The 18,163-nt window shown below is 62.8% G+C and carries 1 protein-coding gene; it reads left to right on the top strand.

The annotated features are described in order from the left end of the window. The first annotated feature begins 120 nt into the window (after positions 1–120). On the top strand, positions 121–18,126 hold the full coding sequence (locus tag IM314_RS01385; RefSeq protein WP_193358264.1) for an Ig-like domain-containing protein: 18,006 nt from the start codon (positions 121–123) through the stop codon (positions 18,124–18,126). Positions 18,127–18,163 lie beyond the last annotated feature (37 nt).

The following is an 18,163-nucleotide window of genomic DNA, read 5'->3' on the forward strand; positions in this document are numbered from 1 at the left end:
AAAAGCCACGCATAGCTGCACGAAATAAGTCTGAAAATAATGGGTGTTTTTTCCCAGGGATAGCTACATCCGTCTGGTGGATATATCCACAGGGATCCGTACACCTGCAAGGAGAGGAATATGAGTAACGTAAAGGTTGTTGATGTCATCATTCGCAAAACGGCGGAGAAAACGAAATTAACCGGCGAAGGAAATCTGTCGGTCTCTATTTCATCGCCGAGCGTGATTGAAATTCAGGGCTCTGCTCAGGACGTGGAGCGTTATGTCCGCCAGGGTAAAGACCTTCTCATTTATATGAAGGACGGCAGCGTTATTCGCTGCAATAACTATTTTGTTGAAGATCCTGAAACCCAACATCAGTCAGAGCTGGTGTTCAACGACGGGCAGGAACTGACTCATCTCTCTTTTGCCGATGCCGGGGAAGCGTCAGGCGTTGCCGCTACTGAATTAACCGCGCAGGCCACACCCATTAGCAGCATTGAACCCTTCCTGGAGCAGGGAAGCGCCCTGAGCGATGCCCCGTGGGGCTGGATTGCAGGGGCGGCGTTAGGCGGCGGTGCTATCGGCGCACTGCTGGCCCACGGCGGTGATGGCGAAACCAAAACGAAAGTCATTGATAACACCAAAGAAGTGGAAAGCGCCACGCCGACCTTCCTGCTGTCGGACAAGGTGGGCGACAAGCAGGGAGTGCTGAGCGCAAACGCCCTCACGGACGATAACGCGCCGACCTTCAGCGGTACCGGTCAGCCGGGCGCGACCATCCAGATTAAAGACGGCAGCGGTAGCACCATCGCCAGCGCGATGGTCGGTAAAGACGGCACCTGGACGGTAAAACTCCCGACCCAGGCCGACGGAGAGCACACCTGGTCGGTGGTGCAGATCGACGGCAGTAAAACCACGTCAGCGGGCAACATCACCGTGACCGTTTCTACGTCCGAGGCCACGCTTACGCTGGCGACAACGGCGGGTGACAACGTGATTAACGCCAGCGAACAGTCCGCAGGCTTTACGCTGTCCGGCAGCAGTCAGCATCTGGCGCAGGGAACCGACGTTTCCGTAACGCTGAACGGCAAAACCTACACCGCTCAGGTGGGAGCAGACGGCGCGTGGAGCGTTAACGTGCCTGCGGCAGACGCGCAGGCGCTCAGCGACGGTACCTGGACCGTCAGCGTCAGCGGCAAAGACGCGGCGGGTAACACCGTGAGCGGAAGCCAGACGATTGGCGTGGATACCGCTGCGCCAACGCTCTCCGTCGATACGCTCGCGCAGGACAACATCATTAATGCCGCTGAGCACAACCATCCGCTAACGCTGAGTGGTAAAACCAACGCGGAAGCCGGGCAGATTGTGACCGTGACGCTGAACGGCAAAAATTATAACGCCACGGTGGGCAGCGACGGCACCTGGTCCGTCACGCTGGCGGCCAGCGAGGTGCAGGCCCTTAATGAGGGTCACCACACCCTGACGGTGAACGTCAGCGACAAAGCAGGCAACGGCTCGTCCGTGACCGCGGATTTCACGGTAGATACCAATGCGCCGGTCGTCACCATCAACACCGTCGCGGGCGACGATATCCTCAACACCAGCGAGCAGGGACAGGCGCAGATTATTTCCGGGCGGGCGAGCGGCGCGGCGGCAGGCGATGTCGTCACCGTGACCGTTGGCGGCCAGACCTTCACCGGCGTCGTACAGGCAGACGGCAGCTGGAGCGTGGGCGTTCCTGCCTCCGTCGTCGGCGCGCTGGGTGAGGGCAACCACACCCTTGCCGTCTCCGTCACCGACGCAGCGGGGAACACCGGTAGCGCCACGCACGGCATTGTGCTGAGCGGCAACCCACCGGAATTTACGATTGACGCCATCAGCCAGGACAACGTGTTGAATGCTCAGGAGGCAATGCAACCGCTGAGCCTGACCGGCACCAGCAACCTGCCTGACGGCAGCGCCATCACCGTGACGCTGAACAACGTCAGCTATCAGGCCACTGTTGAAAACGGCATCTGGGCGGTCCAGGTGCCGGTGTCCGACGTCCTGAATCTGGCGAACACGCTTTACACCGTCAGCGTCAGCGGCACCGACAGCGTGGGTAACAGCGGCTCCGCAGAGGCGAATCTGCTGGTCGATACCGTGCTGCCGAAGGTGATCATTAACACCTTTGCGGGGGATAACCTGGTTAATAACGCCGAAGCGGGCGTGGACCAAACCCTCAGTGGCCGCGTTACCGGCGCGGCGGCGGGCGATACGGTGTCTGTTACCGTTGGCGGTAAGAGTTACAGCGCCACGGTGGGCAGCGATCTGACCTGGAACGTCACGATCCCTTCAGCGGATCTTCAGGCGTTCGGCGACGGGGATTTGACCTTTACCGCCTCCGTGACCAACGGGCACGGTAATACTGGCACCGGCGAGCGCGATATCAATATCAACGCGGAACTGCCGGGTCTGCGCGTAAACACCATTTCCGGCGATGATGTGATCAACGCCATCGAGCAGCAGCAGGATCTGACCGTCACCGGCGCCAGCACCCATCTGGCCGCAGGTACGCCGATTGTCGTCACCATCAACAATGTCGACTATCACGCCGTGGTGACCGCCAGCGGCGGCTGGAGCATTGGCGTTCCTGCTGCGGATCTGCAGGCCTGGACGGCCGGAGGTATGACGGTCAGCGTCAGCGCGGAAGATGCCTGGGGCAACACCGTTGCGGCTGAACACCCGATTGAACTCGATCTCAACGCCGTGGCGGTCACCATTGATACCGTCTCCGGCGATGACCTGCTGAACGCGGCAGAAAAAGGGAGCGACTTAACCCTTTCCGGCCAGACGCAGGGCGTGGAGGCGGGGCAAACCGTGGTGGTGAAATTTGCCGACCAGACTTTTACCGCGCAGGTGCAGCAGGATGGCTCCTGGAGCCTGACCGTCCCGGCGAACGCCATGGAAACGCTGATCGACGGGCGGGCGCAGGTAAGCGTCAGCGTGACTAACGTCAGCGGCAACAGCGCGGACGCCTCACGCGTGGTGACCGTCGATACGCAGCCGCCGGCCATTACGCTCGATAATCTGACCGACGACAACATCATCAATGCGGCAGAAGCGCAGCAGGATCTGGTCCTCAGCGGCAGCACAACCGCTGAAGCGGGCCAGACGGTCACCGTGATGCTGAACGGCAAAAACTATCAAACTACCGTGCAAGCTGACGGCAACTGGACGCTGAACGTGCCTGCCGCCGACGTTGGCGCGCTGGCAGACGGCACTGTCATCGTGACGGCCTCCGTAAGCGACGTGGCAGGTAACAGCAGCAGTGCGGACCGCGTTGGGCTGGTGGATGCCACCGTGCCGCAGGTGACCATTAATGACTTTGTCACCGACACCAACACCGTTAACCAGCTGGCCCATTCTCAGGCGCAGATCCTGAGCGGCTCCGTCACCGGCGCTGCGGCGGGCGATTTGGTCACCATCACTATTAATAACGTGGACTACACCACCGCGGTGGACGCGGCGGGCAACTGGAGCCTCGGCCTGCCTGCATCCGTCGTTCAGGGGCTGACGGACGGCACCTGGACCATTAACGTCTCCGTGACCGATCGCTCCGGCAACACCGGCAGCAGTTCTCTGGATGTGGTGGTGAATACCGTGACGCCTGTTATCGGTATTAACACGCTGGCCGTAGATGACGTGATCAATGCGGCAGAGAAGGGTGAAGATCTGCTGCTTTCCGGTACCAGCAACCAGCCGGAAGGGACCACAATCACCGTAAACCTGAACGGTATCAACTACACCGCCACCACTAACGCCAGCGGCAGCTGGAGCGTCACCGTGCCCGCCTCTGCGGTGAGCGCGCTGGGCGAAGCCAATTACACCGTGACGGCGAGCGTTACCGATAATGTGGGCAACAGCGCCTCAACCTCGCACGATGTGCTGGTGGACAGCGCGTTGCCGGTCGTCACTATCAACACTTTCGCGACCGACAATATCGTCAACGCGGCGGAAGTCACCGCAGGGCAAACCCTGACCGGGAAGGTCTCTAACGCGGCATCGGGCGATACCGTCACGATTATCCTCGGCGGGCAGACATACACCGCTACCGTGCAGGACGATCTCTCATGGAGCCTGCCGTTAACCGAGAGCCAGTTAACCGCGCTCGGCAACGGCGAACTGACCGTATCGGCCAGCGTCACCAACGCGCACGGCAACACCGGTTCGTCTTCGCTGGACTTTACCATCGACGCCCAACTGCCCGGCCTGCGTATTGATACCGTGGCGGGTGATGATGTCATTAACGTCATCGAGCACGCTCAGAACCTGATTGTTTCCGGTTCAAGCACCGATCTGGCATCGGGCAGCACCGTCACGGTGACCATTAACGGCAAGATTTATTCCGCAACCGTACTGGCGGACGGTACCTGGCAGGCGGCGGTTCCGGCAGCGGACGTGTCCCAGTGGGCGGACGGTTCGCTGGATATCAAGGCAAGCGCGCAGGATCCTTCCGGCAACCCGGTGACTATCGGCACCATCGTGGACGTCGATCTCGCGCCGGTCGCCGTCAGCATCAACAGCGTGACCGCGGACAACGTGCTCAACGCGGCAGAAAAAGGTCAGGATCTGGTGCTTTCCGGCTCCTCCGCCAACGTAGAAGCGGGCCAGACCGTCACCATCACCTTTGCGGGTAAAACCTACACCACGACGGTGAACGCCAACGGCGACTGGACGTACACCGTACCGGCAGCCGATTTGAGCGGCCTGAAGGACGGCGACGCCAGCGTGCAGGTCAGCGTGAGCAACGTGAACGGCAACGCGGCGTCGTCTGCGCAGGAGTTCAGCGTCGATACCGCCGCGCCAACGGTGACCATCAATACCATCAGCGGCGACAACATGCTGAATGCGGCTGAGGCAGCGCAGGATCTGACCCTGAGCGGGACGTCCACTGCCGAAGCAGGCCAGACGGTCAGCGTAACCTTCAACGGCAACCAGTACACCGCGCAGGTGCATGCTGACGGTAGCTGGACGCTGGAGGTGCCGGCAGCCGATCTGGCGGGCATCACCGACGGCAGCGCGGCGGTCACGGCGACCGTGTCCGACAAAGCCGGCAACCCGGCCAGCGCGGATGCCTCCGTGCTCGTGGATACCACCGTGCCGCAGATTAGTTTTAACATCGTCGCGGGCGACGACATCGTGAATATTGCCGAGCACGGCCAGGCGCTGATCGTCTCCGGCAAGGTCACGGGCGCGCAGGCGGGTGACGTCATTACCGTCACCCTGAACGGCAAAGACTACACCGCGATGCTGGACGGTGCCGGAAGCTGGAGCGTGGGCGTTCCGGCGGCAGACGTGGGCGCGCTGGCTAACGGCGAGCAGACGATTTCCGCGACCCTCACCGACAAAGCGGGTAACAGCACCACCGCCACGCATGAATTTGACGTCTCCCTGGCCGCGCCGGAGATTGCCATCAATACCCTGGCGCTTGACGACGTGATTAACGCGGTCGAGAAAGGCCAGGATCTGCAGATTTCGGGCACCAGCAACCAGCCGGAAGGTACAGCCATTACGGTGACCCTGAACGGCATCAGCTACGCCGCGACCACCAACGCCAGCGGCGGCTGGAGCGTGACCGTTCCGGCGGCGAACGTCTCTGCGCTGGGCGAAGCGAGCTATACCGTCACGGCAAGCGTGACCGATAGCGCAGGCAACGGCGCGAACGCCAGCCACAGCGTGCTGGTCGACAGCGCGCTGCCGCAGGTTACCATTAACGCAATCGCCATCGATGACGTGATTAACGCGGCGGAAGTCGCTTCCGGACAAACCCTGAGCGGGAAGGTGAGCGGCGCGGCGAGCGGTGACACTGTCACCCTTTCAATCGGCGGCAATACGTATACCGCGACGGTTCAGGACGATCTGAGCTGGTCGGTCAACGTGCCGTCCGCGGTCTTAACCGCTATCGGTAACGGCGATCTGACGGTGTCAGCCAGCGTCACTAACGGCCACGGCAACACCGGCTTCGGCGAGCGCGAGATCACCATCGACGCCAATCTGCCGGGCCTGCGCGTCGATACCGTGGCGGGCGACGACGTGATTAACAGCATTGAGCATGCGCAGAACCTGATTATTACCGGCTCCAGCGACGGCCTGGCAGCGGGCGCGGCGCTGAGCGTGATCGTCAACGGCAAAACCTACGCGGCCACGGTGCTGGCAGACGGTACCTGGACGGCGGCCATTCCGGCGGCAGACGTCAGCGCGCTCGGCGCAGGCACGGTCACCGTGAAGGTCGAGGGAAATAGCGCGGCAGGCAACCCGGTCTCCATCAGCCACGACGTGAAGGTCGATCTGGCGACGGTTGCTATCAGCATTGACGCGATTGCTACCGACGACGTGATTAATGCGGCAGAAAAAGGCGCAGATCTGGTGCTTTCAGGTTCCACCAGCAACGTGGAAGAGAACCAGACGGTTTACATCACGTTCGGCGGCAAGTCCTACACGGCGAAAGTGGATGCCAGCGGCAACTGGACGGCGACCGTGCCGTCGGCAGATCTGGCTGGCCTGAAGGATGGCGATGCCAGCGTGCAGGTGAGCGTCACCAACGTGAACGGCAACAGCGCCTCTGCGGGACGCGAGTACGGCGTGGACGCCACCGCGCCGACGGTCTCCATCGAAATCGTCAGCGACAACAACATCATCAATGCCGCCGAAGCGCAGCAGGATCTGGTCGTCAACGGCGTCTCTAACGCCGAAGCGGGCCAGACCGTGACCGTCACGCTGAACGGCGTGGATTACACCACCACCGTGCAGGCAAACGGCAGCTGGAGCGTGACTGTGCCTTCTGCGGATCTGGGCGCGATTACCGACGGGAACTATACCGTCAGCGCCACCGTGTCGGACAAAGCGGGCAACCCGGCCTCCGCGGCACGCGATGTGCTGGTCGATACCACCGTGCCACAGCTGACCATCAACACCGTTTCCGACGACGACGTGATCAACAGCGCCGAGCATGCGCAGGCACTGATCGTCACCGGCTCAGTGACCGGCGCGGCGGCGGGCGACGTGGTCACCGTTACCCTCAACGGCAAATCATACACCGCCACCCTGGATGCCTCAGGCAACTGGAGCGTGGGCGTGCCTGCGGCGGACGTCACCGCGCTGGCCGCCGGGGATTACACTATTACCGCGGCGCTGACCGATAAAGCGGGCAACAGCAACAGCGCCACGCACGGCGTGGAGGTGAACCTGACCGCGCCGGTGCTGACCATTGACACCATTTCCGGTGACGATGTGATCAACAACACCGAGAAAACCCAGGACCTGACGATCTCCGGTACGGCTTCCGGCCTGGCGACAGGCGCAGTGGTGACCGTGATGCTGAACGGCAAAGCGTACAGCGCGATGGTCGACAGCAACGGGAAATGGACGACTACCGTTCCTGCAGATCAGGTCGGCGCGTTGGGTGAAGCGTTGTACACCGTTACCGCATCGGCAACGGACAGCGTCGGCAACAGCACCAGCACCTCGCACACCGTCAACGTGGAGTCCGTTCTGCCGGGGGTGATTATCAACACCGTCGCCGGTGACGACGTGATTAACGCGGCGGAGCTGGCTGCCGGCCAGACCATTAGCGGTAAGGTGGTGAATGCCGAAGCGGGCAACACCGTGACCGTGACGATTGGCGGCAACAGCTACACCGCAACGGTGCAGAGCGATCTCACCTGGTCCGTGAACGTGCCGGAATCCGTTCTGACCGCGCTGGGCAACGGCGATTTGACCGTGTCAGCCAGCGTCACCAACGGCGTGGGCAATAGCGGAACGGGCGAGCGCGAAATCGTGATAGACGCTAACCTGCCGGGCCTGCGCGTGGACACCGTGGCGGGCGACGACGTGATCAACAGCATCGAACACGGACAGAACCTGATTATCACCGGCTCCAGCGACGGGCTGGCGGCGGGTGCGGCGCTGACCGTTACCGTCAACGGCAAAACCTATCCCGCGACGGTACTGGAGGACGGTACATGGAGCGCGGCTCTCCCTTCTGCGGACGTAAGTGCCCTGGCAGCGGGCACGGTCACCGTGACCGTTGAAGGCCAGAGCAGCGCGGGCAATCCGGTTTCCATCAGCCACGATGTGACGGTGGATCTGGCGAACGTCGCTATCAGCATCGACGCCATTGCCACCGACGACGTGATTAACGCGGCGGAGAAAGGGGCGGATCTGGTGCTCTCCGGCACCACCTCAAACGTGGAGGAAAATCAAACCGTCAACATCACTTTCGGCGGCAAGAACTACACCGCCACGGTGGACGCGGCGGGTAAGTGGACCGCCACGGTGCCGGCTGCGGATCTGGCGGGCCTGAAGGACGGTGACGCCAGCGTGCAGGTGAGCGTTACCAACGTCAACGGCAACAGCGCCTCGGCGGGCCGCGAGTACAGCGTGGATGCCACCGCGCCATCCGTCACCATTAATACGATTGCGACCGACGACATTCTGAACGCCACGGAAGCGCAGTCTGACCTGGCGATTTCCGGCAGCAGCACCGCCGAAGCGGGCCAGACCGTGACCGTGTCGCTGAACGGCAAGGACTACACCACAACCGTCGGCGCGGACGGCAGCTGGACGCTGAACGTTCCGTCGGCGGATCTGGCCGCGCTTAATGACGGCAGCGTCACCGTTACCGCGAGCGTGAGCGACAAGGCGGGCAACCCGGCATCCGTAAACCATAACCTGACGGTGGACGTGACCGTACCAGCGGTCACCATCAACACCGTGGCGGGCGACGACGTGATTAACGTCGCCGAACACGGTCAGGCGCAGATCGTCAGCGGCACCGCCACCGGCGCGGCAGCGGGCGATAAGGTCACCGTCACCATCGGCGGCCAGACTTACACCACCGTGCTGGACGCGGCGGGGAACTGGAGCGTGGGCGTCCCGGCCAGCGTGATTTCTGGCCTCAGCGACGGCACCGTGACCGTCACTGCGTCTGTTACCGACGCGGCGGGCAACACCGGCAGCGGCACCCATAACGTGACCGTCGATACCGGTCTGCCATCGGTCAACTTCAACGTCATCAGCGGCGATAACGTCCTGAATGCGGTGGAAAAAGGTCAGGATCTGAGCGTCAGCGGCACCAGCGCCAACCTGGCGGAAGGCACCGTGGTGACCGTGACCCTGAACGGTAAAAACTACACCGCGACGACGGCGGCGGACGGCACCTGGAGCCTGACGGTTCCGGCTGCGGATCTGGCCGGTCTCGGTCAGGCCAGTTACACCCTCAATGCTACCGCCACCAACGGGGTGGGCAACAGCGTGAGCAGCGCTGCGAACCTGCTGGTCGACACCGCGCTGCCGACCGTCACCATCAACACCGTGGCGGGCGATAACGTTATCAACGCGGCGGAAGTGGCGGCAGGCCAGACCCTGAGCGGTACCGTGGCGAATGCCGAAGCGGGCAACACCGTAACCGTGACCATTGGCGGCAACAGCTATACCGCAACGGTGCAGAACGATCTGAGCTGGTCCGTGAACGTGCCGTCTGATGTGCTGACCGCACTCGGCAACGGCAGCCTGAGCGTGACGGCAACCGTCACCAACGGCCACGGCAACACCGGCACCGGGGAGCGTGAGATTGCGATAGACGCTAACCTGCCGGGCCTGCGCGTGAACACCGTGGCGGGCGACGACGTGGTCAACAGCATTGAGCATGCGCAGAACCTGATCGTCACCGGCTCCAGCGACGGGCTGGCGGCGGGCACGGCGCTGACCGTTACCGTGAACGGCAAAGACTATGCGGCGACGGTGCTGGCGGACGGCACCTGGAGCGCGGCGGTTCCGTCTGCGGACGTGAGCGCGTGGCCGGAAGGCACCGTGAAAATCAGCGTCACTGGCGACAGTGCGGCGGGTAACCCGATTACCATCAGCCACGACGTGACCGTGGATCTGACTACCGTTGCCATCAGCATCAACGCCATTGCCACCGACGACGTGATCAACGCGGCGGAGAAAGGGGCGGATCTGGTGCTGTCCGGCGCGACCACCAACGTAGAAGCCGGGCAGACCGTCACCCTGAGCCTGAACGGTAAAATCTACACCACTACCGTAGAAGCAGACGGCAACTGGACCTATACCGTGCCGGCTGCGGATCTGGCGAGCCTCAAGGACGGCGACGCCAGCGTGCAGGTGAGCGTCACCAACGTGAACGGCAACAGCGCTTCGGCGGGCCGCGAGTACAGCGTGGATGCCACCGCGCCGTCCGTCACCATCAATACGATGGCGACTGACGACATCCTGAACGCCACGGAAGCGCAGTCTGACCTGACGGTTGCCGGCACCAGCACCGCCGAAGCGGGCCAGACCGTGACCGTGTCGCTGAACGGCAAGGACTACACCACAACCGTCAGCGCGAACGGCAGCTGGACGCTGGACGTTCCGGCAGCGGATCTGGCGGCGCTCAGCGACGGCAGCGTCGCCGTGACCGCGAGCGTAAGCGACAAGGCGGGCAACCCGGCATCCGTAAACCATAACCTGACGGTGGACGTGACCGTGCCTGCGGTGACCATCAACACCGTGGCGGGCGATGACGTGATTAACCTCGCTGAGCACGCGCAGGCGCAAATCATCAGCGGCACCGCCACCGGCGCAGCAGCGGGCGATAAGGTCACCGTCACGATTGGCGGCCAGACGTACACCACCGTGCTGGACGCGGCGGGGAACTGGAGCGTGGGCGTTCCGGCCAGCGTGATTTCCGGTCTCAGCGACGGCACCGTGACCGTCACTGCGTCTGTTACCGACGCGGCGGGCAACACCGGCAGCGGCAGCCATAACGTCACCGTGGACACCGGGCTGCCGTCCGTGGGCTTCAACGCCATCAGCGGCGATAACGTCCTGAACGCGTTGGAAAAAGGTCAGGAACTAAGCGTCAGCGGCACCAGCGCCAACCTCGCGGAAGGCACCCTGGTGACCGTGACCCTCAACGGAAAAAGCTACACTGCAACGACCGCCGCAGACGGCACCTGGAGCCTGACGGTTCCGGCGGCGGATCTGGCGGGTCTGGGCGAAGCGAATTACACCCTGAGCGCAGCCGCGACCAACGGCGTGGGCAATAGCGTCAGCAATACCGCGAACCTGCTGGTCGACACCGCGCTGCCGACCGTCACCATCAACACCGTGGCGGGTGATAACGTCATCAACGCGGCAGAAGTGGCGGCAGGCCAGACCATCACCGGTAAGGTGGCGAACGCGGAAGCCGGTAACACGGTGACGGTGAACATCGGCGGCAACAGCTACACCGCGACGGTGCAGAGCGATCTGAGCTGGTCCGTGAGCGTGCCGGAGTCCGTCCTGACGGCCTTGGGCAACGGCGATTTGACCGTGTCGGCGACCGTCACCAACGGCCACGGCAATACCGGCGCGGGCGAGCGCGAAATCGTTATAGGCGCCAGCCTGCCGGGTCTGCGTATTAATACCGTGGCGGGCGATGATGTGATCAACAGCATCGAGCACGGACAGAACCTGATCGTCACCGGTTCCAGCGACGGGCTGGCGGCGGGCACCACGCTCACCGTGACCGTTAACGGCAAAACCTATGCGGCCTCCGTGCTGGCGAACGGTACCTGGAGCGCGGCGATCCCGGCCGCAGACGTGGGTGCCCTGGCAGCAGGCGCGGTGACCGTCACCGTGGCAGGCCAGAGCAGCGCGGGCAACCCGGTCTCCATCAGTCACGACGTCACCGTCGATCTGGCGGCTGTGGCTATCAGCATCGATGCGATCGCCACCGACGACGTGATTAACGCGGCGGAGAAAGGCGCGGATCTGGTGCTCTCGGGCAGCACCTCGAACGTGGAGGAAAACCAGACCGTCACAATCGCCTTCGGCGGCAAAACCTACACCGCGAAAGTGGATGCCGACGGCAACTGGACGGCCACCGTGCCTTCCGCGGATCTCGCGGGCCTGAAGGACGGCGACGCCAGCGTGCAGGTGAGCGTCACCAACGTGCACGGCAACAGCGCGACGGCAGGCCGCGACTACAGCGTGGATGCGACCGCGCCGACCGTGACGATTGATACGGTGGCAGGTGATAACGTGATTAACGGCAGCGAAGCGGCTGCGGGCGTGCCCATCTCCGGCACCACCACGGCGGAAGCCGGGCAGACGGTCACCGTGACGCTGGGCGGCAAGAGCTATACCGCTCAGGTGCAGCAGGGCGGTATCTGGAGCGTCAACGTACCGGGCACCGACCTCTCCGCACTGGCCGATAACGGTTACACCGTGCAGGTCAGCGTGAGCGACGCCGCGGGTAACCCGGGCAGCGCGGGCAAAGCGATTACGCTTGATACCACGCCGCCGTCCGTCAGCTTTAAGGCTGTGGCGGGCGATGACGTCATCAACAGCGTGGAGCACGGGCAGGCGCAGATCGTGAGCGGCACGGCAACCGGCGCGAGCGTCGGCGATAAGCTGGTCATCACCATCGGTTCAAACCAGTACACCACCACCGTTGACGCCAGCGGCAACTGGAGCGTGGGCGTTCCGGCCAGCGTGATTTCTGCCCTGACCGACGGCACTGTGACCATTAGCGCGACCATTACCGACAGCGCGGGCAACAGCAGCACCCAGACTCACGATGTGGTAGTGAACACGGCTTCCGTGGCGCTGACGGTGAACACCCTCAGCGGTGACGACGTCATCAACGCAACAGAAGCGGGTAGTGCGCTGGTGATTAACGGCTCCAGCGCCCAGTTCGCCAGCGGGACGCAGGTCACCGTGACGCTGAACGGCAAGACCTATACGGCCACCATCCAGAACGACGGCAGCTGGACGACCACCGTTCCGGCCGCAGACGTGGGTGCCCTGGCCGATGGCGCGAGCTATCAGGTATCTGTGTCGGCGCAGGACAGCGCGGGCAATAGCGCCTCGGCGACGCACGGCATCAGCGTGGATACCACCGCGCCTGTCGTGAGCATTGCGACGCTGTCGGGTGACGACATGCTGAACGCGCTGGAAGCGCAGCAGCCGCTGACGGTACACGGATCGTCCAGCGCGGAGGCGGGCCAGACCGTCACCGTGACGCTGGGCGGCAAAACCTACACTGCGCTTGTCGGCAGCGACGGCACCTGGACGCTCGATGTGCCGGCGGCAGATCTCGCTATCCTGAGCCAGGGGGCGCTGACGGTCACCGCGTCGGTCAACGACAAAGCCGGTAACGGCGGCCAGACCACGCACACCTTAACGGTGGATACCGCTGCGCCGACCGTGACCATCAGCACCGTGGCGGATGACGATATCGTCAACAACGCGGAGCAGCTGGCGGGTCAGACCATCCGCGGCACCACCACGGCAGAACAGGGCCAGACGGTGACCGTTTCCTTCAGCGGGCACAGCTATCAGGCGACCGTCGGGGCGGACGGAACGTGGTCGGTCTTCGTGCCGGGGCGTGATTTCCTCGGCCTGAGCGACGGGGATTACACCATTACCGCGTCGGTAAGCGACAGGGCGGGCAACCCGGGTAGCGCAACGCACGACGTGACGCTGAACGGCGATGTCCCAACCATCACCATTAACACCTTTGCGCAGGACGATATCGTCAACGCGGCCGAACACGGCACGCCGCTGGTCGTCAGCGGCACCACCGACGCGCCTGCGGGCCAGACGGTGACCATCACCCTGAACGGCAAAACCTACGCGGCGACCGTGCAGAATGACGGCACCTGGAGCTACACGGTGGGCAGCGCAGACGTCACCGCGCTGGCAGACGGCGGTTCGTACGTGATTAAGGCGCAGGTCAGCAACGCCATCGGCAACAGCGCCAGCGATAACCACACTGTCACCGTCGATCTCACCGCGCCGTCGATGGGCATCAGCATTGATTCGCTGCAAAACGACACCGGCCTGAGCGCGACGGATTTCATCACCAACGATAAGCAGGTAGTGGTCAACGGCTCCCTGACCGCGCAGCTCGGCAATAACGAGAAGGCGCAGATCAGCCTCGACGGCGGCACCACCTGGATTGACCTGACGGTGACCGGCACCACGTGGCGCTACACCGATGGCCGCACCCTGACGGACGGTACGTATCAGTACCAGGTGCGGGTGATCGATAGCGCGGGCAACGTGGGGGCAACGGACAGCCAGGACGTGGTAATTGATCTGACGAAGCCTGCGGCAACGACCATTACCGTGGATTCCGTCACCCAGGATACCGGCCTGTCCGGCAGCGACTTTATCACCAGCGACAACCAGATCAGCCTGAAAGGGACGCTCGGCGCGGCGCTGGGCAGCGGCGACCACGCGCAGATCAGCCTCGACGGCGGCGTCACCTGGACCGACGTCAGCGTGAGCGGCCTGACCTGGACCTACGTGGACGGTCGTACGCTGGCCGACGGGGATTACAACTACCAGCTGCGCGTGATTGACGACGCGGGCAACATCAGCGCCACCGCCAGCCAGGTCGTGACGATTGATACGGTTGCGCCGGACGCCAGTAAAACGATCGCTATCGACAGCATCAGCGACGATACCGGCCTGAGCAGCAGCGACTTTATCACCAACGATACGTCCCTGACGCTGCACGGCTCGCTCGGCGCGACGCTGGCCGACGGCGAGTATGCCCAGATCAGCATCGACGGCGGCGTCACCTGGCAGAACGTGATTGTCACCGGCAACAGCTGGTACTACGTGGACGGACGTACGCTGGGTAACCAGACCTATGACTACTACGTGCGCGTGGTGGATGCGGCGGGCAACGTGGGCGCCAGCGCCCATCAGCAGGTGACCGTCGATACGGTCGCCCCGGATGCGGCGATTACGGTGACGGTGGATAACATCACCGTGGATACTGGCTTCGACAATAACGACTTCCTGACCAGTTCGACCTCGTACACCCTGCATGGCACGCTTGGTGCAGAGTTAGGGGCGGGTGAGTACGTGCAGGTGAGCATGGACGGCGGCAGCACCTGGGTGTATGCCACGGTAAGCGGTACCCAGTGGCGCTATAACGACACGCGCACCCTGGCCGACGGGGATTACAGCTATCAGGTGCGGGTAGTCGATCAGGCGGGCAACGTCGGTGCCACTACCACCCAGACCGTGACGGTGGATACCCAGGCGCCGCAGTACGGCATCACCATCGACAGCATCAGCGATGATACCGGGCAGTCCGGGAGTGATTTCATCACTATGGACACCACCCTGACCATCAACGGCTCGCTGGGCAGCGCGCTGGCGAGCGACGAACGGGTGCAGATCAGCCTCGACGGCGGAAACACCTGGGTTGACGCCACGGTCACCAACCAGCGCTGGAGCTACACCGATACCCGCGTTCTGCCTGACGGAGACTACACCTGGCAGGTGCGGATTATCGACCAGGCGGGCAACGTCGGCTCCACCGCCTCTCAGGTGGTGACGGTGGACACCACGCCGCCAGCTACGGTAGGCACGGTAGTGAGCTATACCGACGGTGAAGGCGAGCGTCAGGGCACCTTTGGCAGCACGGTGGCCACGGACGATAACGCGCCGCTGATCAACGGTACGCTCAACCGCGCCCCTGAAGACGGCGAGATCGTCCAGCTATACCGCGACGGCGTTCTGCTCGGTCAGGTGACCATGAACGGCAGCGCAAGCTGGTCCTTCCAGGATAACGGCCTGAGCGATGGCAACCACACGTACATCGTGCGCGTGACCGACAAAGCCGGTAACTACACGGAATCTGACGGCTTCGTGCTGAACGTTGATACCAGTATCCCGACCACCACGGCGGCGATTACCGCCCAGACCACGTCGGATACCACCCCAATCGTCAGCGGTACCGTCTCCGCCGACCTGGTGAACGGTGAATACCTGGTGGTGACGGTGAACGGGAAAACCTACACCTCCCAGACGGGGGGGGCCGTGGTAGTCGACCCGGATCACAATACCTGGTACCTGCAGATCCCGGACGGCGATGCCCTGAGCGTGGCGGGCTACAGCGTGACGGCGCAGGTGAAGAGCAGCGCGGGTAACGGCAATACCACCGGTACGGCGACCGGCAGCCTGGTGATTGATACCACCTCGGTGAATACCGACTGGGCAACCACGGCGGGGAACAGCAACAACTCCACCATGACCCTCGGCATGAACAGTAGCGGTCTGTGGAATATCATTGCGAACACTCAGGCTTACTCCAGCAGCGATAGCTCGACCTATGCCGGAAATACGTTGACCAACACCCGCGGCTACTACGTGGTGAGCCAGACCGCCGCCGACTTTGACCGTAACGGCACGCAGGATATCTTCGCGACGGAAAATACCTACGCCGGGTCAACGCAGGTGATGTGGACCTACGATGGCAGCACCTATAACGCCAGCCAGCTGGCGATGGGGACCACCATCTGGTACGGCGGCGTGATTGCGTACGATAAAACCGGCGATGGCTACCTGGATCTGGCCTACGGCGATGCCGGTATGGACTCACTGACCTACCTGGTGAACAACAACGGCGTTCTGTCGCCGGACGGCACCGGCGGGGAGGGCGGTTTCTACGGCCAGTTCGACTCCGGGCGTGAAATCTCCGGCGTCGACCTGAACAACGACGGTACGGTGGATATCGTTCAGCACACCAACCGCAGCGGCGCGTACTCGCTCACCGTGATCAACAACAACGGCAACGGCACGCTCTCCATCGGCCAGAACCTGACCAACGTGTTTGTGGTAAACGCCGCGAATACCACCACGGCGGCGTCCATGACGTGGGCGGATTTCAACGGCGATGGCTACATGGATCTGTACCTGGGCAGCAGCTACAACAACAACGGCGGGGTGATCTACTACAACGACGGTACCGGGAAGCTCTCGACCACCAAGAGCGCAGTGGAAGCCTCTAACGCCACGGCGGGGTATCTCTCGGTGGCGGTGGACTGGAACGGGGACGGGCAGATGGACATCATCAAGCTCAGCACCTACGGCGGTTCACAGACGGCGACGCTGTTCACCAACAACGGTTACGGCTCCACCTGGACCTCAAGCCAGCTGGCTTCAGGCATTGCTTACGCCACCGGCGTGGCGGCAGTGGACTACAACTGGGACGGTGCGCAGGATCTGCTGGTCTCCCAGCAGAACGGCAAGGTGGTACTGGTCCAGAACAGCAAAACCATTGCCGACGGCACCGCGATGCATCTGCACATTGTCGACAGCGAGGGCATCAACGCCTACTACGGCAATACGGTCAACCTGTACAACGCCGCGGGCGTGCTGGTGGCTTCGCAGATCATTAACGCCCAGTCCGGTATCGGGTCGAACGATACCTCTGCGCTGGTGAGCTTCTACGGGCTGGATCCGAATGAAACCTATTCGGCCGAGATCCTGAAGATCACCAACGGCGTGTCGGATAACGTCACCTGGAGCGGTCTGGAAGCGGGCAACGGCAAAGAGGGCTACGTCCTGACGGCCGAAGCGGCCACAGGCGGCCACAGCGGAACCATTACCGGAACCGGGTATAACGACACCTTTATCGCCGAAAATGGCACTTATACCTACAACGGCTCCGGCGGCTGGACTACCCATTCCGACCATGACACCTGGAGCAACACCGGTGGGATGGACGTGGTGGATTACCGCAATGCGACCTCCGGCGTGACCGTGGATCTGCGACTCTCAACCGCGCAGGACACCGGCTTCGGCACCACGCGTCTGCTGAACATTGAAGGGATTAACGGCTCGGATTACGACGACGTCATCACCGGCAACAGCGGTGATAACCGGTTCGAAGGCCGCGGCGGAAACGACACCTTCAACATCGGCAGCGGCGGTCACGATACGCTGCTCTACAAGCTGATTAACGCCTCGGATGCCACGGGCGGTAACGGTCATGACGTGGTGAACGGCTTCACCGTTGGCACCTGGGAAGGGACCGCGGACACGGATCGTATTGACCTGCGCGATCTGCTCTCTGGCAGCGGCTATACCGGCACGGGCTCGGCGAGCTATGTGAACGGCGTGGCCACGCTGGACAGCAGCGCGGGCAACATCACCGATTACGTCCGCGTGGTGCAGAACGGCAGCAATACCGAAATCCAGGTGGATCTGGACGGTACCGGCGGCCAGTTCTCGCCAACCACCCTGGTGACGCTGAACGGCGTGCAGACGGACCTGGCAACGCTGCTGGCGAATCATCAACTGTTAATTGCGTAAACCAACGCCGCGGGGAGCAATCCTCGCGGCCTTTTGG

The sequence above is a fragment of the Enterobacter cloacae complex sp. P42RS genome, assembly GCF_014930595.1.
GTDB lineage: Bacteria > Pseudomonadota > Gammaproteobacteria > Enterobacterales > Enterobacteriaceae > Enterobacter > Enterobacter bugandensis.